Annotated in this window: 18 protein-coding genes and 3 pseudogenes; 4 read left to right on the top strand and 17 right to left on the bottom strand. The window is 73.9% G+C overall.

The annotated features are described in order from the left end of the window. Positions 1–153: 153 nt before the first annotated feature. The 6 genes from QK440_RS08125 to QK440_RS08100 all read right to left on the bottom strand — a co-directional run bounded on the left by QK440_RS08125 (position 154) and on the right by QK440_RS08100 (position 7,647). Positions 154–2,709, bottom strand: a complete 2,556-nt coding sequence (locus tag QK440_RS08125) for an ABC transporter permease (RefSeq protein ID WP_282792313.1) — start codon at positions 2,707–2,709, stop codon at positions 154–156. Then, the gene (locus tag QK440_RS08120) at positions 2,706–3,509 is read right to left on the bottom strand and encodes a helix-turn-helix domain-containing protein (RefSeq protein ID WP_282792312.1); all 804 of its coding nucleotides are present in this window, start codon (positions 3,507–3,509) and stop codon (positions 2,706–2,708) included. The genes QK440_RS08125 and QK440_RS08120 overlap by 4 nt, the downstream gene beginning before the upstream one ends. A gap of 138 nt (positions 3,510–3,647) precedes the next feature. Continuing rightward, positions 3,648–4,367, bottom strand: a complete 720-nt coding sequence (gene recX / locus QK440_RS08115; RefSeq protein ID WP_282792311.1) for a recombination regulator RecX — start codon at positions 4,365–4,367, stop codon at positions 3,648–3,650. A gap of 3 nt (positions 4,368–4,370) precedes the next feature. After that, complete coding sequence (gene recA, locus QK440_RS08110; protein ID WP_349239272.1) at positions 4,371–5,492, bottom strand: recombinase RecA; 1,122 nt, start codon at positions 5,490–5,492, stop codon at positions 4,371–4,373. A 373-nt stretch (positions 5,493–5,865) separates the two neighbouring features. Continuing rightward, on the bottom strand, positions 5,866–7,098 hold the full coding sequence (locus QK440_RS08105) for an AI-2E family transporter (protein ID WP_282792310.1): 1,233 nt from the start codon (positions 7,096–7,098) through the stop codon (positions 5,866–5,868). Positions 7,099–7,452: 354 nt separating this feature from the next. Further along, positions 7,453–7,647, bottom strand: coding sequence for a DUF3046 domain-containing protein (locus QK440_RS08100; RefSeq protein WP_282792309.1), 195 nt, complete (start codon positions 7,645–7,647; stop codon positions 7,453–7,455). A gap of 79 nt (positions 7,648–7,726) precedes the next feature. Here QK440_RS08100 and QK440_RS08095 point away from each other — a divergent pair, with 79 nt between their 5' ends. Then, on the top strand, positions 7,727–8,692 hold the full coding sequence (locus tag QK440_RS08095) for a hypothetical protein (protein ID WP_282792308.1): 966 nt from the start codon (positions 7,727–7,729) through the stop codon (positions 8,690–8,692). A 24-nt stretch (positions 8,693–8,716) separates the two neighbouring features. Here QK440_RS08095 and QK440_RS08090 read toward each other — a convergent pair whose 3' ends face one another. The 3 genes and pseudogenes from QK440_RS08090 to QK440_RS08080 all read right to left on the bottom strand — a co-directional run. Next, the gene (locus tag QK440_RS08090) at positions 8,717–9,025 is read right to left on the bottom strand and encodes an AzlD domain-containing protein (RefSeq protein WP_282792307.1); all 309 of its coding nucleotides are present in this window, start codon (positions 9,023–9,025) and stop codon (positions 8,717–8,719) included. Further along, entirely contained in the window at positions 9,022–9,840 is an 819-nt protein-coding gene (locus QK440_RS08085; protein WP_349239273.1) for an AzlC family ABC transporter permease, read from the bottom strand. The genes QK440_RS08090 and QK440_RS08085 overlap by 4 nt, the downstream gene beginning before the upstream one ends. A 158-nt stretch (positions 9,841–9,998) precedes the next feature. Beyond that, a pseudogene (locus QK440_RS08080) lies at positions 9,999–10,748 on the bottom strand (AraC family transcriptional regulator); the annotation flags it as partial. 306 nt (positions 10,749–11,054) lie between these two features. Between QK440_RS08080 and QK440_RS08075 the strand changes: the two are divergent. From QK440_RS08075 to QK440_RS08065, 3 genes are all read left to right on the top strand, one after another. Next, positions 11,055–15,722 (top strand): ATP-dependent helicase, encoded by a 4,668-nt coding sequence (locus tag QK440_RS08075; protein ID WP_282792305.1) that lies wholly within the window; start codon positions 11,055–11,057, stop codon positions 15,720–15,722. Between the two features lie 353 nt (positions 15,723–16,075). Further along, a complete protein-coding gene (locus QK440_RS08070) occupies positions 16,076–16,876 on the top strand; it encodes a DNA-formamidopyrimidine glycosylase family protein (protein WP_282792304.1) in 801 nt (266 codons plus the stop codon). Positions 16,877–17,006: 130 nt separating this feature from the next. Beyond that, positions 17,007–17,783 carry an SDR family NAD(P)-dependent oxidoreductase gene (locus tag QK440_RS08065; RefSeq protein ID WP_282792303.1) on the top strand — a complete coding sequence of 259 codons (777 nt, stop codon included), beginning with the start codon at positions 17,007–17,009 and terminating at the stop codon, positions 17,781–17,783. A gap of 525 nt (positions 17,784–18,308) precedes the next feature. Here the strand turns inward: QK440_RS08065 and QK440_RS08060 are convergent. The 8 genes and pseudogenes from QK440_RS08060 to QK440_RS08025 form a co-directional block, all read right to left on the bottom strand. Beyond that, complete coding sequence (locus QK440_RS08060; RefSeq protein ID WP_282792302.1) at positions 18,309–18,779, bottom strand: DNA starvation/stationary phase protection protein; 471 nt, start codon at positions 18,777–18,779, stop codon at positions 18,309–18,311. A gap of 468 nt (positions 18,780–19,247) precedes the next feature. After that, on the bottom strand, positions 19,248–19,622 hold the full coding sequence (locus tag QK440_RS08055) for a helix-turn-helix transcriptional regulator (protein ID WP_030688912.1): 375 nt from the start codon (positions 19,620–19,622) through the stop codon (positions 19,248–19,250). A 109-nt stretch (positions 19,623–19,731) separates the two neighbouring features. Then, a pseudogene (locus QK440_RS08050) lies at positions 19,732–19,884 on the bottom strand (damage-inducible protein CinA); the annotation flags it as partial. 330 nt (positions 19,885–20,214) lie between these two features. After that, positions 20,215–20,646: pseudogene (locus QK440_RS08045) on the bottom strand (CinA family protein); the annotation flags it as partial. Between the two features lie 80 nt (positions 20,647–20,726). Next, complete coding sequence (gene pgsA / locus QK440_RS08040; protein WP_282792301.1) at positions 20,727–21,485, bottom strand: CDP-diacylglycerol--glycerol-3-phosphate 3-phosphatidyltransferase; 759 nt, start codon at positions 21,483–21,485, stop codon at positions 20,727–20,729. Continuing rightward, a complete protein-coding gene (gene rimO, locus QK440_RS08035; RefSeq protein WP_282792300.1) occupies positions 21,482–22,981 on the bottom strand; it encodes a 30S ribosomal protein S12 methylthiotransferase RimO in 1,500 nt (499 codons plus the stop codon). Before rimO ends, pgsA begins: the two co-directional genes overlap by 4 nt. A gap of 94 nt (positions 22,982–23,075) precedes the next feature. After that, positions 23,076–23,975: a helix-turn-helix domain-containing protein gene (locus QK440_RS08030; protein WP_282792299.1), complete on the bottom strand. Its 900-nt coding sequence runs from the start codon at positions 23,973–23,975 to the stop codon at positions 23,076–23,078. A gap of 290 nt (positions 23,976–24,265) precedes the next feature. Then, positions 24,266–24,736: DNA translocase FtsK (locus QK440_RS08025; protein WP_282792298.1), on the bottom strand; the 471-nt coding region annotated here is incomplete at its 5' end.

The following is a 24,736-nucleotide window of genomic DNA, read 5'->3' as shown; positions in this document are numbered from 1 at the left end:
CGGACGTGGCGGAAGTGGTTGAGCAGCTTGTGAACTCGGCGGCGAAATCGCCGGGTTGTAAGGGGCTACCACCATTGCGTAGCGCCCCTTACAGCCACATGCCGTTCCCACGCTCCTGAGGCACCACTGTCCAGAGCTGTGCCCCCAGGGGACTCACTCCTTGGCCGTCGTCATCGTGACCGGGAGGGGCCGCAGTGCGGCGCGGCCCGGGAGCGCCGTGGCGGCCAGGGCGAGCAGTCCCGCGGCGGCGACCACCGCGGCGTACAGCAACGGCAGGGCCGCCGGGGTTGCCGAACCGGTCATGCCGACGCTGAACGCGGTCAGGACGGCGAAGGCGACACCGCTGCCCAGTGCCGTCGCGATGAGCAGCACCGACAGCGCCTCGGCGCGCAGCATCCGCAGGACCTGGCGCCGCGTGGCACCCGCGAGCCGGAGCAGCGCGAACTCCCGTACCCGCTCCGAGACCGACATCGCGAGCGTGTTGACGACGGCGATCGCGGTGAAGGCCAGGACCAGGCCCATGGCCAGGAGGTTCACGTCGGCGCTCGACTGCCCGCGTTCGGCCTGGAGCCGGTCCACGGCGTCCGCGGACTCCACCCGCACCTGCGGGAACTTCTCCAGGGCCGCCGCGAGTTGTTCCTTCGTACGGTCGCTCCGGACGAGGACCGTGGCGGCGAGCGGGTTGTCGACGTGGCGGGCGACCAGGTCGTGCGCCATGGTCAGGTCACCGAAGCCGAGCCCGCGTGCGTAGACGGCGCGGACCGTCAGCGTGGCCGGGGTGCCGTCGCCGAGCGTGAGTGCGAGGCGGCTGCCCGGTGCGAGGCCGAGCTGGTCGGCGGCCAGCTCGCTGACGGCGATGTCGCCCGCGCCGAAGGACGTCAGCGTGCCCGCGGTGACGTCCGGGTCCCAGGTGCGGGTCAGCCCGGCCGGGGTCACGCCCTGCGCCGGGTACTTGTCGAGCCCGACGCGCACCGTGGTGCGGACGACCTCGGTGACCGCCCCGACACCGTCGGCCGCCCGCAGCCGCCGCGCGGCCTGCTCCGGTACGCCGGGGCCGTGCGCGGTGAGCGTCCAGTCAGCGCGGACGCCGTCGCGTGCCTGCGCGCGGGCGGCGGCCGTGAGCGTGGGCTGGACGAAGAGCACCGTGCACGTCATGCCGATGAGCAGGACGAGCGGGGTGACGGCGGCGGCCATACGGGCCGCGTTGCCGCGGAGGTTGGCGTGCGCGAGCCGCCCGGTCGGCCCCGTGCGGCGCAGCAGCAGGTGTCCGAGCAGGGCCGCCGCTCCTCTGACGAGGAGCGGGCCGAGGAGGGAGACGGCGACCGCCAGGACCACCACGGCCAGGAACGTCACGGGGGTCGAGGCGGGCTCGGTGCGCAGCACGCTGAGGACGAGCACGAGCACGACGCCGCCCGCGAGGAAGAACAGGCCCGCGGCGACGCGCGCCCAGGAGGGCCGCGCACGCTCCACGCGCGCCTCGGCCAGGGCCTCTCCCGGGCGGATGCGGGCGATGCGGCGGGCGGAGAGCCGTGCGGCCGCCCACGCGCCGCACACCGTCGCGGCGACGGCGACGAGCGGCGGGAAGACGCTCACGACGCGGTCCAGCGTCGCGGGAACCACCCCGCTGTCCCCGAACTCCCCGTACAGCAGCGCCCCGAGCGGGATGCCCGCCAGCGAACCGAGTGTGCCCGCGGCGGCCCCGACGAGGAGGGCCTCGCGTCCGAGGCGCGCACGCACCTGCCGGGGGGTCGCGGCGACGGCCCGCAGGAGGGCGAGTTCGCGGTGCCGCTGCTGGATGGACAGGGCGAAGGTGCCGACGACCACGAGGACGGCGACGAGCAGCGATGTGCCGCCCATCACGCCGCCCATGCTGACGAGCTTCACGCGCGCGCCGGCCGCGTCGAGGAACTCGACGGGTCCTCTCCCGTCACCGCTGCTGACCTGCGCGGTCGTGCCGCGCAGCGCCTTCTTGACCGCCGCCCTGAGCGCGTCGACGGAGGTGCCCTCGGCCGGCAGGACACCGAAGGCGGTGACCTGGCCGGGGCGGTCCGCGAGCCGCTCGGCCTCGCGGGCGGAGAAGAAGAGCGCGGTCTGGTGCGCCAGAGCCTCTCCCCTGCTGTCGGGAGCCGCGATGCCCGTGACGCGGTACGTACGCGGGGCCTGCGTCGACTGGACGGTGAGCCGGTCCCCGGGTGCGAGGCGGGCGCGGTCGGCGAGGCCGCGGTCGATGACGAGGTCGGGGGCGGCGCGCGGGGCCCGGCCGTCGATGATCCTGAAGGGTGTGAGCGCGGCCGAGGACCAGGCGTGCCCGTAGGCGGGCCGATCGGCGTCACCGGCTCCGGCTCCGGGCAGCAACGGCTCGGCCATGAAGGTGAGTTCGGGCACGACCGTGCCGACGCCCGGCACTCCGTCGAGCCGTTTCCCGATGGCGCGCGGCAGCCAGGCCCGTTCGGCTATCGGCTTCGTCTTGTGCTTGACCTTGGTCTTGCCCTTCTTGTGCTTGACGGTGGTCCGGTGCACGTTCTGGTCGGCGGAGACGAGCACGGGGGCGGCGGCGTAGCGCTCGGTTTGGATGGTGCCGCGCAGTCCGGTCTCCAGGAGGGTGCCGCAGGCCGTGATGAGCGCGGCGGCGCACATCAGGGCCACGAAGGCCCCCAGGAAGCCGCCTTTCCGGGCGCGGATGGTCCGCAGCGCGTAGCCCAGCATCATGAGGTCTCGGTCCCTTCGCGGTCGTCGGAGTCGCAGGCGCCTGCGGAGGGCGAGGCCCCGGGGGCAGGTTCCAGCACGCCGGGCGGCACCTCGGCGGCTGCCGACGCGGTGAGCGGGGCGGTGGCCGGAGGGGTGGTCGGAGGAGTGGCCGGCGCGGGGAAGGCCAGGAACCGAGTGAGGACGGTGCGGGCCCCGGGCGGGGTGTCGGCGTCGGAGCGCTTGTAGCGGTTGAGGAGCGCGATGTACTCCTCGAAGAACCCGCGCAGTTCGGCCGCCGTCAACCGCATCGTGCCGCGCGAGTAGGGGAAGGCATCGGCCCATTCGCCGGCCTCGTGGCCGCCGCCCTCGCGCTGGAGCTGCTCGAAGAGTTCCAGGTCGGCGACGTACGCGAGGTGGTTCAGCTCGTCCATGACGAGGCGCGTCTCGGCGTTCTGCCGACTGCGCGGCGGGAAGCGACGGTCCCCGGGCACCGCGCGCCACCAGCGCTCGCGCCCGTGTCCGCTCGCCCCGGTCTCCTCGACGAAGCCGTACCGGGCGAGTTCCCGCAGGTGGTAGCTGGTCGCGCCGGTGTTCAACCCCAGCGCGCGGGCCAGCGTCGCGGAGGTGGCGGGCCCGTGCACGGTGAGGTGCTGCAGGATCTGTTGCCGCCGGGGCTGCGCGAGCGCCTTGAGCACGCGCAGGTCGCATAGCTCTTCGGGGCCGGACGCGGCGTCGGCGGACGGGGCGTCGACGGGCGCGGAGGTCCTGCCGGGCGCGGAGGCCCCACCCTCATCGCCGTGGTTGCCTGGGTCGTGAACCATGCGTACACAGTCGCCTGTGCACAGGTTCCTGTGCGCTGCGGCGACCAGGCGTCTTGCCCGGGGGGTTAACCCCACCCCGGTAGCTCAGCGCCCGGTCCGGGGCCTCACCGCCGGTGCAGCCCGGACCCGCCCAGGCCGTCAGTACTCCAGGTCTTCGGTGTCCTCCCCTTCTTCCTCCAGGGCCTGGCGCACCACGCGCAGCGCCATCCCTTCCGGATAGCCCTTGCGAGCCAGCATCCCCGCGAGGCGGCGCAGTCTCTTGTCGCGGTCGAGGCCTCGGGTGGAGCGCAGCTTGCGGGCGACGAGCTCGCGGGCGGTGGCCTCCTCCTGCTCGGCGTCGAGCTGACCGACGGCCTCCTCGATCAGTGCCGAGTCCACACCCTTGGTGCGCAGCTCGCGCGCCAGGGCCCGCCGGGCCAGGCCCCGGCCGTGGTGCCGGGACTCGACCCAGGCGTCGGCGAAGGCCTCGTCGTTGATCAGCCCGACCTCCTCGAAGCGGGAGAGGACCTCCTCGGCCACCTCGTCGGGGATGTCGCGCTTGCGCAAGGCGTCGGCCAACTGCTTGCGCGTACGGGGTGTCCCGGTGAGCAGGCGCAGGCAGATGGCCCGCGCCCGCTCAGCCAGGTCCCCCGTCGGCGGTTCCCCGTCCTCGGCCCTCGACGAGGGCGGGGAACCGCTGTCCTGATGGCCGCCGAAGGCGCCACGTCGCCTACGGCGGCGTCCGCCACCGCCTCGGCCCTCCTGGTCATCGCTCCACAGGCCGTCGGCATCGGTGCCCGTGCCGTCCGGAGCGCCGCCGTGCCCGCGGTCGCGCCTCGGCGGGTCCACGGGGTCCGGCCACTCGGTACGTCGCGTCACGGCCTAGCTCTTGGCCGCCGCGGCCTTCTTGGTGGCCTTCACCGCGGGGGCGGGCACCGACTTGGCGGCGTCGTCCGCCGGGACCGCGGCCGTGGCGTCCGCGCCGGGCTCGCTCTCGGCGGCGTCAGGGCGGACACCGACGCCCAGCTTCTCCTTGATCTTCCTCTCGATCTCGTTGGCGAGGTCGGGGTTGTCCTTCAGGAAGTTGCGGGCGTTCTCCTTGCCCTGGCCGAGCTGGTCGCCCTCGTACGTGTACCAGGCGCCGGCCTTGCGGACGAAGCCGTGCTCCACGCCCATGTCGATCAGGCCGCCCTCGCGGGAGATGCCCTGGCCGTAGAGGATGTCGAACTCGGCCTGCTTGAAGGGCGGCGCGACCTTGTTCTTGACGACCTTGACGCGGGTGCGGTTGCCCACCGCGTCCGTGCCGTCCTTCAGGGTCTCGATGCGGCGGATGTCCATGCGCACCGAGGCGTAGAACTTCAGCGCGCGGCCACCGGTCGTGGTCTCCGGGGAGCCGAACATCACGCCGATCTTCTCGCGGAGCTGGTTGATGAAGATCGCGGTGGTCTTCGACTGGTTGAGCGCGCTGGTGATCTTCCGCAGGGCCTGGCTCATCAGGCGGGCCTGCAGACCCACGTGCGAGTCGCCCATCTCGCCCTCGATCTCCGCGCGGGGCACGAGGGCCGCGACGGAGTCGATGACGATCAGGTCGAGGGCGCCGGAGCGGACCAGCATGTCGACGATCTCCAGCGCCTGCTCGCCGTTGTCCGGCTGGGACAGGATGAGGTTGTCGATGTCGACGCCGAGCTTCTTCGCGTACTCCGGATCGAGGGCGTGCTCCGCGTCCACGAAGGCGACGGCGCCGCCGGCCCGCTGCGCGTTGGCCACGGCGTGCAGGGTGAGGGTCGTCTTACCGGAGGACTCCGGGCCGTAGATCTCCACCACACGGCCGCGCGGGATGCCGCCGACACCGAGCGCGACGTCGAGCGCGGTCGAGCCGGTGGAGATGACCTCGATGGGCTCCTGGGACCGCTCGCCCATGCGCATCACTGCGCCCTTGCCGAATTGTCGTTCAATCTGTGCGAGCGCGGCGTCGAGCGCCTTCTCGCGGTCGGTTCCTGCCATGGGTTCCACCCGGTTTGCTTGAGTCGATCGCTTCACGTCAAAGACGCTAGCGCCTGCCACTGACAATGCGTCCCGACGCCCGTCCGGCCTGTGGATAACTCGCGGCCCGCAGCCCGCCGAAAATCCACCGGCGTGCCCGGGGATCCCCCCGTGAACCCCCGGAAAATCGCCGCCGGAGCCCCCATCAGAATGGATGTTCGATTTTGCTGTCAAGCGCACCACGCGGGCCCGCCCGCCGAGGGCGGCGACGGCGGAACCCGCGCTTCAAGCGTCGCCGGGCCTCCGCTCCGAACCTCTCTCCGGGCCTCCGCTCCGAGCCTCGCCGGGCCCGGCTCGCGGGAGGGTCCCGGAGAGCCCTCGGACGCTGCCCGCGTCAGGCGTCGCGGCGCGGCTGGGTCAGTGCGCGCCGGACCCGGGTGAGCAGCGACGTGCCGCCGCGGCGGCGGTGTCCGTGCACCCGCGGGTCGTCCGTGACGTCGTAGCGCTTGACGTACGCCCCCAGGAAGGCCTGGAGGGTCGCCACCGCCGGGATGGCGATCAGCGCGCCGACCGCGCCGAGGAGCGCCGTGCCCGCGATCACCGATCCGAAGGCCACCGCCGGGTGGATGTCCACGCTCTTGGCGGTGAGCTTCGGCTGCAGGACGTAGTTCTCGAACTGCTGGTAGATCACTACGAAGCCCAGCACCCACAGCGCGTACCAGGGGTCCACGGTGAAGGCGATCAGCATCGGCAGGGCGCCCGCCAGGTAGGTGCCGATCGTGGGGATGAACTGGGAGACCAGTCCCACCCACACCGCGAGGGCGGGCGCGTAGGGCACCTCCAGGATCTGCAGCAGGATGTAGTGCGCGATCCCGGAGATCAGCGCCATCAGGCCGCGCGAGTACAAGTAGCCGCCGGTCTTGTCGACCGCGATCTCCCACGCGCGCAGCACCTCGGCCTGCTTGGCGGGCGGCAGCACGGAGCACAGCGCGCGCCGCAGCCGCGGCCCGTCGGCGGCGAAGTAGAACGAGAACAGCAGGATCGTCAGGAGCCGGAAGAGGCCGCCGAGCACCTGTGCCGAGACGTCCAGGACGCCGCTCGCGCTGTTCTGCGCGTACTTCTGCAGCCAGTCGGAGTGGATCAGGCTGTCCTGGACCTCGACGCGGGACAGGTCCGTGTCGAAGTTCTGGTTGATCCAGCCGATGACCCGGTCCAGGTAGTCGGGGAAGTCCTCGACCATGTCGACGATCTGGCCCGCGAGCATCGAGCCCATCATCGTGACGAAGCCCGCACCGGCGACGATGACGCCGAGGAAGACGATGCCGGTCGCCAGCCCCCTGCGCATGCCGCGCGCCGCCATCCAGCTCACGGCGGGCTCGACGGCGAGCGCGAGGAAGAACGCGATCAGGATGTTGATCAGCAGCCCGGTGAGCTGGTGAAAGGCCCAGCTCCCGAGCTGGAAGCAGGCGACCAGCGCCAGCGCGAGCACCATGGCTCGCGGCAGCCAGCGCGGCATGCCTGCGCCGCGTCCCTGCTCGGCCCCGGCGGGGGGCTGGGCGGGCGGGGTCGTGCCGGGCGGTGCCACGGCCTCTGAAGTGCTCTGCGCGCTGTCGTCTCTCGGTGCCACCGTGCCAGTCTCACCCACGCCGCGGGCTTTATGCCGTCGCCCCCTGATCTCGGGCGTCCGGCGCTCGCGCACGGTGCGGTCAGCGGCGGAACGGGGGTGCCCCCGGGGCGGTCGGAGAAGCCCCGGGAGGGTCGCCCGGAGCTTGCGCGCGGTCCCGGGGGCATCGGTGCGGGAGGACGTCCGGGCACGACTCCACGACTCGGAGCCCCCGGGACCCCGACAGCACCGGTACGGGACATCAACGGCTCCGGCACGGAACCTCGACAGCACCGGCGCGGGACCCCGACGACACCGACGACACCAGCGCGGGACACGGACAGTGCCGCACACCCGGGCCGCGCTCCCGCGCGCGGGTCAGCGCCTGTCGGACGGCACGTCCATGGCCGTGCACACGGCGCGCCAGACGTCCTTCGCGTCCCAGCCCGCGTCCAGCGCCTCCAGCACCGTCCGCCCGCCGAGCTCGGACATCACGTGGTCGCGCGCGAAGGAGTCCGCGTACCCCGCGCCGAAGTGTGCCGCCATTCGCTGCCAGAAGACCGTCAACCGCATGCGTCCAGTATCGCGCCCCTGAGAGTGCAGCCGGGCCCGGAGGGCTTGTCGTCGGCTCTTTCCGCCCTACGGTCGGAGCATGGCCGAAAACGGAGCGTCCTCGCACGCCGCGTCCTCCCCCCTCGCGCGCGCCGAGCAGTTCGTCTGGCTCACCGCGCGCGTCCTCGAACAGCGACGGTTCGCGTACCACTTCCTGAACGGCGCGCACGGCGCGGACGGTGCGGGTGGCGACGACGGCGCGGACGCGGTGGAGACGGCGCTGGCCGCGTACGGCAACGCGGACGGCGGGTACGGCCACGCGCTCGAGCCCGATCTGCGCGGGCCCGTGAGCCAGCCCCTGCACGCCGGGCACGCCCTGCGGGTGCTGGACTCCATCGGCCGCTGCGGCGGCCTGCGCGTGGAGCGCGTGTGCCGCTACCTGACGTCGGTCTCGACGGCCGAGGGCGCCTTGCCCGCGATCCATCCCAGCCAGCGCGGCTACCCCTTGGCGCCCTTCGTGCCCGTGGTGGACGACCCGCCCAGCGAGCTGCTCGCCACGGGTCCCGTGGTGGGCCTGCTGCACCGCAATGAGGTCTGGCACGCCTGGCTGTTCCGGGCCACCGACTTCTGCTGGCAGGCCGTCGAGTCGCTGGACAAGTCGCATCCGTACGAGATCCAGGCGGCGGTCGCCTTCCTCGACGGCGCGCCCGACCGCCCGCGCGCGGAGGCGGCGGCGGACCGGCTCGGCCGCCTGGTGCGGGAGCAGCGCCTCGTGGCCCTGGAGCCCGAGCGGGCCGACGCGTACCCGGTGTCCGCGGGGTACGCGCCGGGTGAGCACCACTTCGCGCACGACTACGCGAAGACGCCCGACTCGCTGGCCCGGAGCTGGTTCACGGACGAGGAGATGGCGCGCTCCCTGGACTTCCTGACGCAGGACCAGCAGGAGGACGGCGGGTGGCCCATCCGGTGGCGGCAGTGGGCCCCGGGCACCGCCCTGGAGTGGCGGCCGATCGTGACGATCGAGGCCCTGCGCACCCTGCACGCGTACGGCCGCCCGATCGGCTGAGGCCCACCCAGGGCGGCGGCTGGGTCACCCTGTGAGTGCCCGCACACCTGCCGTGACGGCGACGGCCACGGCGATGATGACCAGGAACGGCGCGCGCAGCAGCAGCGCCACGGCCGCCGCCGCGAGCCCCGCGGCCTTGGCGTCGAGCACCAGGGTCCGGCCGTCGGCGAAGGCCTGCTGGGCGGTGAGCGCGGCCAGCAGCGCCACCGGGAGCAGGGCGGCCGCGCGCCGCACGCGGGGTCGCTCCAGGGCCCCGGCGGGCACCAGCAGGCCCGCGAGCTTGACCGCGTAGCAGCTCACAGCGGTCACGGCGATGGCGATCCAGACGGTCACCTGTCGTCCTCCTGTGTCGCGGCGGGCGGTGTTCCGTCGTGGGACCGGGCGGCTGTGGGACGCCCCTGTGCGGCCCGGGTGCCGCTCCGCGCCCGTAGGCCCGCCCCGTAGAGGACGACCGGCACGGCCAGCGCGGCCATGAGGACCGGCACGCCTGCGGGCAGCACGGGCAGGGTTCCGAGCCCCAGGAGGACCGCGACAGCGGCGACGGCACGCTCCTGGGCGGTTCGCAGCATCGGTGCCAGCAGCGCGAGGAAGACGGCGGGGCCCGCGGCGTCGAGCCCCCAGGTGTCGGTGTCCCCGATCGCCTCGGCGCCCACCGCGCCGCCCAGGGTGGTGAGGTTCCACAGGGTGTACAGGCTGAGACCGGTGACGGTGAAGCCGAGGCGGGCGCTGCGCCGCCCGGGCTGGGCGAGGGAGACAGCCGCCGTCTCGTCGATCACCCAGTGGGCCGCGAACGGCCGCACCGCGCGCGGGAGGGCCAGGAGCTGGGAGAGCCGCAGTCCGTAGAACGCGTTGCGCACGCCGAGGAAGAACGCGCCGGCTGCCGCGGTGAACGGGTTGCCGCCCCCGGCGAGCGCGCCCACCAGGGCGAACTGTGAGGCCCCGGTGAACACCAGGAGGCTGAGCGCACAGGTCTGCAGCACGGTGAGGCCGCTCCCCGCCGAGGTCACGCCGAAGGCGAACCCGGAGAGGCCGACCGCCACACCGACGCCGAGGGCGTCGCGGACGACGGCGGAATCCGGCCGTCCGTCCCGGCCCGCCGGCTCCGTGGGGGCGGTGGGGCCGGTGGGGGTGGGGAGGGTTTCGCGTATGTCCGCGGAGGGTGTCCGTTCCGCGGGTGATGTTCGTTCTGCCACACCGAGGACGCTACGAGGAGCCTGGCGGGACGGTCTTGTACGTTCTTGCGCTCCCGTTGGTACGCACCCGGGGGTACGCCGACGATGCGGGTGAAGTGGCGGTTGAGGTGCGGCTGGTCGGTGAAGCCGACGGCGACGGCGGCCTCGGCGGGCGTCGTCCCGGCGTCCAGGAGATGCCGGGCGCGGCGCACGCGCGCGTCCGTGAGCCAGGCGTGCGGCGGCATGCCGTACGCGTCGCGGAAGGCGCGCAGCAGGGCGAAGGGGCTGACACCGAGGCCGGTGGCGAGCCGCTCCAGGGTGGGCGGGGCGGTGAGGCGCTCCTCGAGCACGGCACGCGCGCGTGCCGCCACGCGCTCACCCGCCGACCGCACGGTGCGCTCGGGCCGGGAACCGCCGTTGTGCCGCAGCAGCCGCGTGACGGCGAGCCGCAGGACTGTGTCGGCGGCCAGCGCGTTGCCGTCCTCGGCGGCGCGCAGCACCTGGTGGACGAGGGCCACGGCGTAGGGGTCCGCGAACACGGGTTCGGTGAAGCCGGGGGTGCCGCGGATGGCGGTCGTCTCCGCGGCGATGGCGGCGACCAGTTCCGGTGCCGGGTACACCGCCCCGTACCGCCAGCCCTCGGGGCCGCCTCCCCGGCCGGTGTGCGGGGTGTCGGGGTTGATCAGGGCGAGCGTCCCGGGGCCCGCGTGCCGGTCGGCACCCGTGTGGTGGAACACGTCGACGCCGTCGGTGACGGCGGCCATCACGTAGTGCTCGTGGGTGTGCCGGGCGAACGTCTTGCGGACGTAGCGGGCCCGCAGCAGATCGACGCCGGGCAGCTCGGCGTAGGTCCAGTGCCGCGCCCGCTCCGCCGATCCAGTCATACGGTCATTCTGCGCCGACGGCCCGACCGGCCCTCCCGGCCCGTCCCGGGCCCCGGCGTCCGGACGTGGAGGGGCGGCCACCGCGGACCGGGCGCGGAGGACCGGGCGCGGAGGACCGGGGACGCGGCGGATTGGGCGCGGTGGGCCGGGCACGGAGGGCCGGGCACGGAAGGCCGGGCGTGGAGGGCGGCCGGGCGCGGTGGGGCCGGACACGGAAGGCCGGGCGCGGTGCCGCGTCGAGCCGCGACGGCGGTGTCGTTCCCGCAGCTCAGCGCCATTGTCAGTGGCGGGGTGCACGATGGATCCATGGTCAGGTCCGCAGACAGCGCATCCGGCGCCCTCGACGGCTTCTCCCCCGCGACCCGCGGCTGGTTCTCGGGGGCCTTCTCCGCGCCCACGTCCGCCCAGGCCGGGGCGTGGCGGGCGATCGCGGAGGGCTCGGACGTGCTGGTGGTCGCGCCGACCGGCTCCGGCAAGACCCTGGCCGCGTTCCTCGCCGCCCTGGACCAGCTCGCCTCGGCCCCGCCCCCGGCGGACCCGAAGAAGCGCTGCCGCGTGCTGTACGTCTCGCCGCTGAAGGCCCTCGCGGTCGACGTGGAGCGCAATCTGCGCAGCCCGCTCACGGGCATCCGGCAGGAAGCCGTGCGCCTCGGCCTGCCCGAGCCCGAGGTGCGGGTCGGCATCCGCTCCGGCGACACCCCGGCGGCCGAGCGCCGCGCCCTGGCCACCCGCCCGCCGGACATCCTGATCACCACCCCGGAGTCGCTGTTCCTGATGCTCACGTCCGCCACGCGGGACGCGCTGACGGGCATCGAGACGGTCATCCTTGACGAGGTGCACGCGGTCGCGGGCACCAAGCGCGGCGCGCACCTCGCACTGACCCTGGAGCGGCTCGACGCGATCCTGAAGCGTCCCGCGCGCCGGATCGGCCTGTCCGCGACGGTGCGCCCGGTCGACGAGGTGGCCCGCTATCTGTCGCCGCAGCGCAGGGTCGAGGTCGTGCAGCCCGCGTCGGGCAAGGAGTTCGACCTGTCGGTGGTCGTCCCCGTCGAGGACCTCGGGGAGCTCGGCGGCTCCCCGGCGGCGGACTCCGACCAGGCCGCGGAGCGCCCCTCCATCTGGCCGCACGTGGAGGAGCGCATCACCGACCTGGTGCAGGCGCACCGCTCGACGATCGTCTTCGCCAACTCGCGCCGCCTGGCGGAGCGCCTGTGCAACCGTCTCAACGAGATCGCGTACGAGCGTGCCACCGGCGAACCGCTCCCGGAGGACCACAGCCCGGCCGACATGATGGCCCAGTCGGGCGCCGCCAAGAGCGCGCCGCCCGTGCTCGCCCGCGCGCACCACGGCTCCGTGTCCAAGGAGCAGCGCGCCCAGGTAGAGGAGGACCTGAAAGCGGGCCGGCTGCCCGCCGTGGTCGCCACCTCCAGCCTGGAGCTGGGCATCGACATGGGCGCCGTCGACCTGGTGGTGCAGGTCGAGTCGCCCCCGTCCGTGGCCTCCGGGCTGCAGCGGGTGGGCCGCGCGGGCCACCAGGTGGGCGCGGTCTCCACGGGCGTGGTGTTCCCGAAGTACCGGGGGGACCTGGTCCAGGCCGCCGTCGTCACGGAGCGGATGCGCGAGGGCGCCATCGAGTCCCTGCGCGTCCCCGCGAACCCGCTGGACGTGCTGGCCCAGCAGCTCGTCGCGATGGTCTCCCTGGACACCTGGCAGGCGGACGACCTCCTGGCCGTGGTCCGGCGCGCGGCGCCCTTCACGTCGCTGCCCGAGTCGGCGTTCACGTCCGTCCTGGACATGCTCGCCGGGCGGTATCCGTCCGACGCGTTCGCGGAGCTGCGCCCGCGCGTGGTGTGGGACCGCGTCGCGGGCACCGTCACCGGCCGCCCGGGCGCGCAGCGCCTCGCGGTGACGTCCGGGGGCACGATCCCCGACCGGGGGCTCTTCGGGGTCTTCCTGGCGGGCGCCGACCCGAAGAAGGGCGGCGGCCGGGTCGGCGAGCTCGACGAGGAGATGGTCTACGAATCGCGCGTGGGCGACGTCTTCACCCTGGGCACCAGCTCCTGGCGCATCGAGGACATCACGCGCGACCGGGTGCTCGTCTCCCCCGCGCCCGGTGTCCCCGGACGGCTGCCGTTCTGGAAGGGCGACCAACTGGGCCGCCCGCTCGAACTGGGCCGGGCGGTGGGGGCGTTCCTGCGCGAGCTCGGCTCTCTGTCGCAGGACGACGCGCGCGGGCGCCTGCACGCCGCGGGCCTCGACGCCTGGGCCGCGGACAACGTCCTGGCGTACCTCTCCGAGCAGCGCGAGGCCTGCGGGCACATCCCGGACGACCGCACGATCGTGGTGGAGCGGTTCCGCGACGAGCTGGGCGACTGGCGGGTCGTCGTGCACTCGCCGTTCGGCGCGCAGGTGCACGCGCCCTGGTCCCTGGCGCTCGGCGCCCGCCTCACCGAGCGGTACGGCATGGACGCCCAGGTGATGCACGCCGACGACGGCATCGTGCTGCGGCTGCCGGACGCCGACCTCATGGGGCTCGACCTGCTCGACCGCGAGCCGGTGGACATTACCGCGGGCTCCGCATCGGACCCGGAGAAGGCCCCCGTCGGCGCGGCCGACGTGACCTTCGACAAGGGCGAGGTCCGCCAGATCGTCACCGACCAGGTGGGCGGTTCGGCCCTGTTCGCCTCGCGCTTCCGCGAGTGCGCCGCCCGGGCGCTGCTGCTGCCCCGCCGCACCCCGGGCAAGCGCACGCCCCTGTGGCAGCAGCGTCAGCGCGCCGCCCAGCTCCTGGAGGTGACGAGCGAGTTCGGCTCCTTCCCGATCATCCTGGAGGCGGTCAGGGAGTGCCTCCAGGACGTCTTCGACGTACCGGGCCTCACGGAGCTGATGGGCGACATCGAGTCCCGCCGCGTCCGGCTCGTGGAGGTCACCACCCCCGAGCCGTCCCCCTTCGCCCGCTCCCTGCTGTTCGGGTACGTCGCCCAGTTCCTGTACGAGGGCGACTCGCCCCTGGCCGAGCGCCGCGCGGCCGCCCTGTCCCTGGACTCCCGGCTGCTCGCCGAACTCCTCGGCCAGGCGGAGCTGCGCGAGCTGCTCGACGCGGACGTCCTCGCCGAGCTGGAGCGCGAGCTGCAGTGGCGCACGGACGACCGCCGCGTCAAGGACGCCGAGGGCGTCGCCGACCTGCTGCGCCTGCTCGGCCCGCTCACGGACGCCGAGCTCGCCGAGCGCGGCGCCGAGCGCTCCTGGGCCGAGGAGCTCGCGACCACCCGCCGCGCCATCCGCGTCCGGATCGCCGGGGCCGACCACTGGGCGGCCATCGAGGACGCGGGCCGCCTGCGGGACGCCCTCGGGACCGCGCTGCCGGTCGGCGTGCCCGAGGCGTTCACGGAGCCCGTCAAGGACCCCTTGGGCGACCTCCTCGCGCGCTACGCCCGCACACACGGCCCGTTCACCTCCGCCGCGGCAGCCGCCCGCTTCGGCCTGGGCGTCGCCGTCACGGAGGGCGCGCTCCAGCGCCTCGCCGCGAACGGCCGGGTCGTCCAGGGCGAGTTCCACCCGGCGGGCATCGGCCAGGAGTGGTGCGACGCGGCCGTGCTGCGCCGCCTGCGCCGCCGCTCCCTGGCCGCGCTGCGCCAGGAGCTGGAGCCGGTGCCTCCGGTCGCGCTGGCCCAGTTCCTGCCGCAGTGGCAGCACTTGAGCGGCCACGGGCTGCGCGGTATCGACGGCCTGGTGCGCGCGATCGAGCAGTTGCAGGGCGCGTCGGTGCCCGCGTCGGCCCTCGAGAAGCTCGTCCTCCCTTCCCGGGTCACGGGGTACGCCCCGGCTCTGCTCGACGAACTGACCGCAGCCGGCGAGGTGGTGTGGGCCGGGGCCGGAGCGCTCCCCGGCAAGGACGGCTGGGTCTCGCTCTACCTGGCCGACGCCGCGCCGCTGCTCCTGTCGGCCGCGCACCCCTTGGAGCTCACCGCCCTCCACCAGTCCGTCCTGGACACGCTCTCCGGGGGGTACGGCTTGTTCTTCCGGCAGATCGCCGACCAGGTCCGCGCCACCACGCACCCGGAGGTCACCGATCCCCAACTGGCCGACGCGGTCTGGGACCTGGCCTGGTCGGGGCGGCTGACCAACGACACGCTGGCACCCCTGCGCTCCCTCCTGGGTTCGGGCCGCACGGCGGGGTCCACGGCCCACCGCGCGAAGCGCGCGGTCCCGCGCGGGCGGTACGGCACCCTGACCGCCGCCGCCCGTACCGCCTCGCGCACCGGCCCTCCCACGGTCGCGGGCCGCTGGTCCCTCCTGCCCGCCCGCGAGCCCGACCCGACCCTGCGCGCCCACGCCCTGGCCCGCACCCTGCTCGACCGGCACGGTGTGGTCACCCGGGGCGCGGTGGCGGCCGAGGGCGTCGAAGGCGGCTTCTCGGCGACGTACCGGGTCCTGTCGGCCTTCGAGGACAGCGGCCAGGCCCGCCGGGGGTACGTGGTGGAAGGGCTCGGCGCCGCGCAGTTCGCGATGGACGGGGCCGTGGACCGGTTGCGCGCGGCGGCCACCGCGCGTGAGCGCGCGGGCGGCGCGCACACGGGTGACACCCAGGCGGTCGTCCTGGCGGCCGCCGACCCCGCGAACGCGTACGGGGCCGCGCTGCCCTGGCCCGACCCCCCGGCCGAGGCCGGACACAAGCCGGGCCGCAAGGCGGGGTCCCTGGTGGTGCTCGTGGACGGTGAGCTGACGCTGTACGTGGAGCGCGGCGGCAAGAGCGTCCTCGCCTGGGCGACTCCCGAGACGCCGCCCGGGGAGCAGGACCCGCGCCTCCACGCGGCCGCGAGCGCGCTGGCGTCCGCGGCCAAGGCGGGCGCCCTCGGCACGGTCACCGTGGAGCGCGTCAACGGCGTCTCCGCCCTGACCTCCCCCCTGGCCCCGCTCCTGGAGCACACGGGCTTCCACGCCACCCCCAGAGGCCTCCGCCTCCGCGCCTGACCACCCGCCGGAGGCGACGGCCCGCCCCGCCCGCGCCCGGTCCCCCTGCGGGGGTGCGGACAAGCAGGGGCGCGGGTAGGCGCAGCCCTGGTGCACGCAGAGCCACCACCGTGGTTCACGGCCCGACCCACCGCGAGACCGTGCGACCCGACCGGGGTACGCACACCCCGCCCAACCGAGCCCCACCTCCCCCAGCCCCGCCAACCAGCCGCCCCACCAACCAGCCGTCCCACCGGCCCCAGCACCCCGCCAGCCAGGGCGCACCGCCCCCCAAGGCCCCCAGCCAGCCACCCGTCCACCCCCACCGCCCCGCCGGCCCCAACACCCCCACCAAAAAGTGTCACCCTGGACCCATGCCCGAAGGAGACACCGTCCACCAGACGGCCCGCCGTCTGCACCAGGCCCTGGCCGGTCACACCCTGACCCGGTCCGACCTGCGCGTCCCCAAGCTGGCCACGGCCGACCTGACCGGCCGTACCGTCCTGGACGTCACCCCGCGCGGCAAGCACCTGCTCACCCGGGTGGAAGGCGGCCTCACGCTGCACTCGCACCTGCGGATGGACGGCGCCTGGCGGGTCTTCGCCGCGCACGAACGCTGGCGCGGCGGCCCCGCCCACCAGATCCGCGCCATCCTCGGCACCGCCGAGCGCACGGCCGTCGGCTACCGCCTGCCCGTCCTGGAACTGCTCCGCACCACCGACGAGCACCGCGCCGTGGGCCACCTGGGACCCGACCTCCTGGGCCCCGACTGGGACCCCGACGAGGCCCTGCGCAACCTGCTCGCCGCACCGGAGCGCCCCCTCGGCGAGGCACTCCTCGACCAGCGCAACCTCGCGGGCATCGGCAACGTCTTCAAGTGCGAGCTGTGCTTCCTGCTCGGCGTGACCCCGTGGCTGCCGGTCGGCGAGCTCCCCACCGAGACGGCGGACCGCCTGCCCGCGCTCGCCAAGAAGCTCCTGGAGGCCAACCGCGACCGCCCGGACCGTACGACCACAGGCGTCCCCCGCCCCGGGCGACGCCTGTACGTGTACGGCCGCGCGCCGCGCCCGTGCCTGCGCTGCGGCACCCCCGTACGGCTGGCCGACCAGGGCGACGGCTCCCGCCAGCGCCCCACCTACTGGTGCCCGGTCTGCCAGAGCGGCCCCACCCCCTGAGCCGTTCTCCGGCCGGCCACGGCCCGTCACCGGCGTCAGGCCGTCTGCCGCGGGGCACCAGAACGCCCCCTTTCTGGCCCCGCACGCACACTAGTTGACGACCCGTCAGAACCCGTCCTACGGTCCCGCCATGCCCCTCACGGCGTACGACCTCACCGGCCGCACCGCGTTGGTCACCGGCGCGGCGAGCGGCATCGGGCGTGCCAGTGCCGTTCTGCTCGCGGAGGCGGGCGCCACGGTGCACTGCGCCGACCAGGATGCGCCGGGCCTGCAGGAGACGGCCGCGCGCATCGAGGCGGGCGGCGGCACAGCACACCCGCACGTGCTGGACGTGGCCCGCGAGGCACAGGTGGAGCGGACCGTCGCCGACGCGGCCACGACGACGGGCCGTCTCGACGTCCTGGCCGCGATCGCCGGGATCATGCACAGCAGCCCGGTCCTGGAGACCCGCGAGGACGACCTCGACCGGGTCCTCGGCGTGAACTTCAAAGGTGTCCTGTACGCCTGCCGGGCGGCGGCCCGCGTGATGATCGCGGGCGGCAGGGGCGGCAGCATCGTCACGATGGCGTCCGGCGCCGTGGACACCGGCGGCCCCGGCCTGCTCTGCTACGGCGTCTCGAAGGCCGCGGTCGTCCAGCTCACGAAGACGCTGGCCACGGAGGTGGGCCCGTACGGCATCCGCGTCAACGCGGTGGCCCCGGGCTGGATCCGTACGCCGATGACGGCTCGCCACGGCGCGGCGGGCCGGGCACGCGCCGAGGACCTCATGGCCCGCAGGGCTCCGCTCGGCCGGGTCGGTGTGCCCGAGGACGTCGCCCACGCCGTGCTGTACCTGGCGTCGGACGCCGCGGCGTTCACGACCGGCCAGATCCTCCGCCCCAACGGGGGCGTGGCCATGCCTTGGTAGGAGCGCCCGCTCCGCGCGGACGCCCCGCCCCCGCGCCCCCGCCCCTTACACCCCCGGCTCCCCATGCGCCTCGCCAGGCTTCCGCCCCCGCGCCCGCCGCCGCGGCCGGAACGCCCCCGGCGCCCGCTCCCTCGGCGCGCAGTGCACCGGAAGCAGGCTGAGCCCCCACCCGCCGGCGGCGACGGCCCCTTCCAGGGCACCGGCGTCGCGGGCCACCGCGAGGCGCACCACCGCCCACCACCACAACGTGGTGACGCCGAGTGCCGGCGCCCACCGCAGGACGCGCCCCGCCACGGCTGTCACCTCCCGGCAGACGACGCTGGACCCGGTACGTGCCGCAGCGGCCCGGTACACCACCACCCGCGCGGCACCCCGCGCAGCCGCTCACGGCCACGACCGGCGGACCGCACAGCCCCTTCACGGCCACGACCGACACACGCACAAACCCACACGCACGCAACCCGAGCCCGGAGCAGCCGCTACCGACGGACCGGCCACCCGTAGGCAACGACCGGACCCGGCCGACTACCCGTTCTCGGCCTGGAACATCCAGTGGTGCTTCTCCAGGTCGGCCGTGATCTGGATGAAGAGGTCCTGGGTCACCGGGTCCGGCTCGTCCGTGGCCTGCACCCGCTCCCGCATCCGCGTGATCACCGCGCCGAGGGCGTCCACGAGCATCCCGACCGCGTCGACGTCCTTGACCCAGCCTTCCGGTACGTCGCCGATGCCGCTGCTGGCGGCCACCGTGGCCGCCCGCGCGTCGGGCGACACGCCGAGGGTCGAGGCCCGCTCCGCGACCGTGTCGGTGTGCTGGCGCGCGGTGTCCACGACCTCGTCGAGCTGGAGGTGGATGGAGCGGAAGCGCGGCCCGACCACGTTCCAGTGGATCTGCTTGGCCACCAGGGAGAGGTCCACGAGATCCACGAGCGTGCCCTGCAGGGCATCGGCCACCGTCTTCAGGTCGTCGTCGGGCAGCGGGCTCTTCACGACGTACATCGGCTACCTCCGGTGCTCACGTTCATCAGGTGTATCCGGGCGCACGGCTGCCCCCGAGCCCGCACACCAAACACCCCTCAACCATCCCGCACCGCCACGAGGACGGCCACTTCGGGCGTCGCGGCCAACCTCCCCCACGGCCCCACGGCCCCCGCGGCCTCGCTCGCCCCCGACCCCGCCACGGCCCCATCCCCGGCCCCCGCCACGACCCCAGCCGGACTCCACGGCAGACCCCCGAACCCCGAACCCGAAACCCCGAACCCCACGGCAAACAGCGAAAGGCCCCGGCCGGAACACCCCGGCCGGGGCCTAGCTCACGTAATGGCATCGCCCGGACGACGGGCGACCACCGCGCCGGAACGCCGCGCGCCCCAGCCCACCGCCCGTAGCCCCACCTGGGTGCCCGAGCGGGCGGCCGAGAGACCGGCGGACCGAACGGACCGGGCGGACCGGGCGGACCGGCGACCGTCAGGCGGCGACGACGTCGACCGCTTCCGCGGGCGCCTTGATCGTCACCCGTTCCGGTGGCACACCGGTCACCGAGACGGAATTGAGCATCGGGCGGACCGGTGCCCGCACCGGTTCCGTGGCAGCGGCCGACTCGGCCAGTTCGGCGAGCGAGAGCTCGTCGCTCACTTCTCGCATGAGCTCGGACATCCGTACGTCAAGCGCGTCGCAGATCGCGGAAAGCAGCTCGGAGGAAGCCTCCTTCTGCCCCCGCTCCACCTCGGAGAGATAGCCGAGTGAGACTCGGGCGGACGAGGAGACTTCGCGCAGAGTACGGCCCTGGCGCTGGCGCTGCCGACGCAGCACGTCACCCAGCAGGCGACGGAGCAGAATCATCGGTGGCTCCCTCCTCGGACCGCGTAGCCGCATCCTTCACGCCCCACCGTACCGCCTCGCGCGGCGGCCGTGCGGGGAGCGATGTCGTGTTCACTCAGGGCTGCAAACATCAAGTCCCCCCGTTCTGTTCCGTATCCTGTGCCCGCTCGTTCCCGGCGCGTTCGCCGGTGAGCTGCTCAAGAAGCAGGCTTAGCACGCCGCGGACGCTCTCCATACGGATTTCCGTACGGTTTCCGTTCAACCGCAGAGCGGCTACTTTCCCCTCAGAGCGAAGCGGGGAACGTTCCCCGCCCGGCCCGGAAACACCACCGGCACCGTCGGCGACAGCGTGCGCGCGGCCGGAAACGGCCTGTGTGGCCCCTGCAACGGCCTCCGGCGCCCGGCTCGCCCCCGCCGCCCGGGGAGCGCTCTCCGGCGCCCCGTAAGCGCTCTGCGGCACCTCAGACCCCCGGTCGGTACCGGAACCCGCCCGGGTGAAAAAGCCCACCTCAGCCCCGGAGCCCATCTCGGCCCCAGAGCACACCTCAGCCTCAGAGCGCACCTCGGCCCCGGAGCACGCCTCCGCCTCGAAGCCCACTTCAGCCCCGGAGCCCACAGCCCCAAGAGCCCCCTCACGCCGCACGCCCACCGTCGTCGGCCCCGCCACCGCCACAAAGACCGTCCCCACAGGCTGGCCGTCCTGCGGCGTGGGCCCGGCGACGCCCGTGGTCGCGATCCCCCAGTCGGCCCCGAGCAGCGTCCGCACCCCGGTGGCCATCTGCGCGGCCACCTCGGCGTCCACGGCACCCCGGGCGGCCAGGAGGCCGCCGTCGACTCCGAGGACGTCCCGCTTGAGTTCGGTCGCGTACGCGGTCAGGGAGCCCCGGAAGGCCTGGGACGCCCCGGGCACGGCTGTCACCTCGGCGGCCACCAGGCCACCCGTCAGCGACTCGGCGACGGCCAGGGTCTCGCCCCGCTCCCGCAGCAGCCGCAGCACCTCGGCCGCGACCCCGGCGGGCCCGGCCGCGACGGCCGCCGCACCCACGGACAGGCCCTCAAGGCCCGTGGAAGGCCCCTGGGAGTCCCCGGAAGGTCCCTCGTAGCCCCTGGTAGGTCCCTCGGACGTCACTTCCCCGCTCCCGGCTCCCCCGCGTCCGTGGCCCCGGCGGTCACATCCGCCCCGGCGGTCACATCCGCCCCGGCGGTCACATCCGCCCCGGCCGTGGCAGCGGCCGCCTCGGCCTTCCCGCGCCGGCGCAGCACCACGGCCTGCTTCACGTAGTCCAGCCCGGTCACCACGGTCAGCACGACGGCCACCGCCATCACCCAGAACCGCAGCGTGGCCAGCGGCCCGGTCAGCGCCAGGACGTACATGCCGACGGCCGTGCCCTGGGCGAGCGTCTTCATCTTGCCGCCGCGGCTGGCCGGAATGACGCCGTAGCGGATCACCCAGAACCGCAGCAGCGTGATCCCGAGCTCGCGGCCGAGGATCACGAGGGTCACCCACCACGGCAGGTCCCCGAGCCAGGACAGACAGATCAGGGCGGCACCCATGATCGCCTTGTCGGCGATGGGGTCGGCGATCTTGCCGAAGTCCGTGACCAGGTTGTACGTACGCGCCAGATGTCCGTCGAAGAGGTCCGTGATCATGGCGACGGCGAAGGCCGCCCAGGCGAAGGAGCGCCACGCCGGGTCGTACCCGCCGTTGCCGAGCAGCAGCATCACGAATCCGGGCACGAGCAGCAGCCGGATCATGGTCAGCAGGTTCGCGACGTTCCACAGACTCGCCTGGTCCATCGCGGCGGCGCCGAGCTTCCCGCCGCGCACCGGCTTCGCGCCGGGCGCGCCGGAGCCGCCCGCCGCGGATGCCGGGACCTGCGTCATCTGACCGTCCTCTCACCGGCGCCATGGGGTCGGCCGGAGGCCTCGACGACCTCGCACTGCTCTGCCACCAGATCCACGCCCTCCGTGCCGACGACCTTTGCCACGACCATACGGCCGATCTCCAGGCCGTCCCCAGGGGCCGGGTCGGCGAACCGGATCTGGCCGTCGGTCTCGGGCGCCTGGTGGGCGGCCCGCCCGAGGGCGCCCTCCTCGTCGTCCACGGCCTCGACGAGGACCTCGACCCGCTCGCCGACGCGCTCCTCGGCGCGCTGCGAGGTCAGCTCCTCGGCCAGGCGCGCGACGCGCGCGAGCCGCTCGTCGACGACGTCCTGGTCCAGCTTGCCGTCGTACGTCGCCGCTTCCGTGCCGTCCTCGTCGGAGTAGCCGAAGACGCCGATGGCGTCGAGGCGCGCCCCGGTGAGGAAGCGCTCCAGCTCCGCCACGTCGGCCTCGGTCTCGCCGGGGAAGCCCACGATGAAGTTGGACCGCACACCGGCCTGCGGCGCCTTGGTCCGGATCGTGTCGAGCAGCTCGAGGAACCGGTCGGTGTCGCCGAACCGCCGCATGGCCCGCAGCACGCCGGGCGCGGAGTGCTGGAAGGACAGGTCGAAGTACGGCGCGACCTTCTCCGTGGACGTCAGGACGTCGATCAGGCCGGGGCGCATCTCGGCGGGCTGGAGGTAGCTGACCCGCACCCGCTCGATGCCGTCGACGGCGGCGAGCTCGGGCAGCAGCGACTCCAGGAGGCGGATGTCGCCGAGGTCCTTGCCGTACGAGGTGTTGTTCTCGGAGACCAGCATGATCTCCTTCACGCCCTGCTCGGCGAGCCAGCGCGTCTCGCCGAGCACGTCCGAGGGGCGGCGCGAGATGAACGAGCCGCGGAAGGACGGGATGGCGCAGAACGAGCATCTGCGGTCGCAGCCGGAGGCGAGCTTCACCGAGGCGACCGGGCTCGCGCCCAGGCGGCGGCGGAGCGGGGCGCGCGGCCCGGAGGCGGGCGCGACGCCCTCCGGCAGGTCGACCGGGGCGTGCCCCGGGAGGGCGACCTCGGCACCGGCGCCCTGCCGCTCGGCCGGGCTGATCGGCAGCAGCTTGCGGCGGTCGCGCGGCGTGTGGGCCTCGACGCTGCCCCCGCTCAGGATGGTCTGGAGGCGGTTGGAGATGTCGGCGTAGTCGTCGAAACCGAGGACGCCGTCGGCTTCGGGCAGGGCCTCGGCGAGCTCCTTGCCGTAGCGCTCGGCCATGCAGCCGACGGCCACGACGGCCTGGGTGCGGCCGTGACCCTTCAGGTCATTGGCCTCGAGAAGGGCGTCGACGGAGTCCTTCTTGGCGGCTTCGACGAAACCGCAGGTGTTGACGACGGCGACGTCCGCGTTCTCGGCGTCCTCGACGAGGGCCCAGCCGTCCGCCTCCAAGCGGCCTGCGAGCTCCTCCGAGTCCACCTCGTTACGGGCGCAGCCAAGGGTGACAAGGGCGACGGTGCGGCGTTCGGGCATGGTCTCAAGACTACTTCGTCCATGCGTCGGCGCCCGCCGCCAGGGTTCCCGGTGCCCGCGACGGGCGCTGGAGCGGGGCGCGCGGACACGCCGGTCAGCCGACCTCCGGGTCGCCCTTCGTGTACGTGAGGCGCTCGACCTGGCCGGGCTCGAATTCGTTCTCGACCTGCTTGCCGTTGACGAAGAGCTTGATCGCGCCGGCGTCGCCGAGCACCAGGTCGATCTTCTGCTTGTCCTGGAAGGTCTTGGACTCGCCCTGCTGGAGCAGGCCGTCGAAGAGCAGCCGGCCGTTGTGGTCCTTCGCCGAGATCCAGCTGCGGCCGTCGGTGGCGTCCACCTTGACCGTGACCTTGTCCCGGGGCACCCCGGCGATGGCGCTGTCGGACGGGTCGGGCTTGGGGTCGGCGGGCTTGGGAGGGCTCGGCTTGCCGGTGGGCTTGCCGGCGCTGGGCGTGGCGCCCTCGGCGAGCTGCTGCGAGGCGCCGTCGCCGTCGTCACCGCCGCTGAAGGCGGTGTACGCGACGAAGCTGATCACGGCGACGATCGCGGCGACCATGGCCGCGGTCCAGTTCGGCCGGCGCGGCTCGGAGCGGATCCGCTCGGCCTCGAACAGCGGCGCGGCCGCCGTCTGCGCCGGGGGGCCGCCGCCGTGCTCCTCGTCGTACTGGGCGATCAGCGGCTCGGGGTCGGCGCCGACCGCGCGGGCGAGCGCCCGGATGTGGCCGCGCGCGTACACGTCGCCGCCGCAGCGGGAGAAGTCGTCCTGTTCGATGCCGTGCACGAGCGGGATGCGCACCCGGGTGGTCGTACTGACTTCGTCGACGCTCAGCCCCGCGTCGATGCGGGCGCGGCGCAGGACACTGCCGATCGAGGGGCGGTCCTGGGCGGAACGCTCCTGGGCGGGGCCGTCCACGGGCCCGTGCTGAGCGGAGCGGTCGTCTGCGAGGCGGTCGTCTGAAGGGCGGTCGTCTTCAGGAGAGTTGCCGATGGACACGGGTGCGCCTTTCGAGCGTGTAGCCACCTGCCGGACATTCAGTCTAGGGGGGCTGAGAAAGGGTGGGGCAACCGGGCGGACGGACTTTGTACGCCATCAGAACGGCCGGACGTCCTGATGGTGGAACGCGGTGCTTCTCTTTCCCTCAACTTGACGTGCGCCGAAGGGAAACGGTTGCTCGGATGTCCCGTACGGGTGAGCTGGACCGCCGTACGGGCGAACCGGGCCCCGTCCGGCGCGCGCACGGCCGTCGTACGAGGTCAGGCCCGGACCACGCACGCCGGCGCGGGCTACTGAGGAGCCTCCCCACGAAGCACCGCGAGCACTCCGTCCAGCTCGTCGGGTTTCACAAGAACGTCACGTGCCTTGGAGCCCTCGCTCGGGCCGACGATGTTGCGCGACTCCATGAGGTCCATCAGGCGTCCGGCCTTGGCGAAGCCGACGCGGAGCTTGCGCTGGAGCATCGACGTGGACCCGAACTGGGTGGAGACGACCAGTTCGGCCGCCTGGCACAGCAGGTCCAGGTCGTCGCCGATGTCCTCGTCGATCTCCTTCTTCTGCTTCGTGCCCACGGTGACGTCGTCGCGGAAGACCGGCGCCATCTGGTCCTTGCAGTGCTGTACGACCGCCGCGACCTCGTCCTCGGTGACGAAGGCGCCCTGCATACGGATCGGCTTGTTCGCCCCCATCGGCAGGAAGAGCCCGTCGCCCTTGCCGATGAGCTTCTCGGCGCCGGGCTGGTCGAGGATGACGCGGCTGTC

Source organism: Streptomyces sp. CC224B (assembly GCF_030010595.1).
GTDB lineage: Bacteria > Actinomycetota > Actinomycetes > Streptomycetales > Streptomycetaceae > Streptomyces > Streptomyces longispororuber.
Note: the sequence above shows the minus strand (reverse complement) of the source record. Positions and strands in the feature narration are given on the sequence as shown.

Coding starts and splice junctions, on each gene's coding strand:
- QK440_RS08125 (WP_282792313.1), bottom strand. CDS start 2,709: ATGATGCTGGGCTACGCGCTGCGGACCATCCGCGCCCGGAAAGGCGGC.
- QK440_RS08120 (WP_282792312.1), bottom strand. CDS start 3,509: ATGGTTCACGACCCAGGCAACCACGGCGATGAGGGTGGGGCCTCCGCG.
- recA (WP_349239272.1), bottom strand. CDS start 5,492: ATGGCAGGAACCGACCGCGAGAAGGCGCTCGACGCCGCGCTCGCACAG.
- QK440_RS08100 (WP_282792309.1), bottom strand. CDS start 7,647: ATGCGGTTGACGGTCTTCTGGCAGCGAATGGCGGCACACTTCGGCGCG.
- QK440_RS08095 (WP_282792308.1), top strand. CDS start 7,727: ATGGCCGAAAACGGAGCGTCCTCGCACGCCGCGTCCTCCCCCCTCGCG.
- QK440_RS08075 (WP_282792305.1), top strand. CDS start 11,055: ATGGTCAGGTCCGCAGACAGCGCATCCGGCGCCCTCGACGGCTTCTCC.
- QK440_RS08070 (WP_282792304.1), top strand. CDS start 16,076: ATGCCCGAAGGAGACACCGTCCACCAGACGGCCCGCCGTCTGCACCAG.
- QK440_RS08065 (WP_282792303.1), top strand. CDS start 17,007: ATGCCCCTCACGGCGTACGACCTCACCGGCCGCACCGCGTTGGTCACC.
- QK440_RS08060 (WP_282792302.1), bottom strand. CDS start 18,779: ATGTACGTCGTGAAGAGCCCGCTGCCCGACGACGACCTGAAGACGGTG.
- QK440_RS08055 (WP_030688912.1), bottom strand. CDS start 19,622: ATGATTCTGCTCCGTCGCCTGCTGGGTGACGTGCTGCGTCGGCAGCGC.
- pgsA (WP_282792301.1), bottom strand. CDS start 21,485: ATGACGCAGGTCCCGGCATCCGCGGCGGGCGGCTCCGGCGCGCCCGGC.
- rimO (WP_282792300.1), bottom strand. CDS start 22,981: ATGCCCGAACGCCGCACCGTCGCCCTTGTCACCCTTGGCTGCGCCCGT.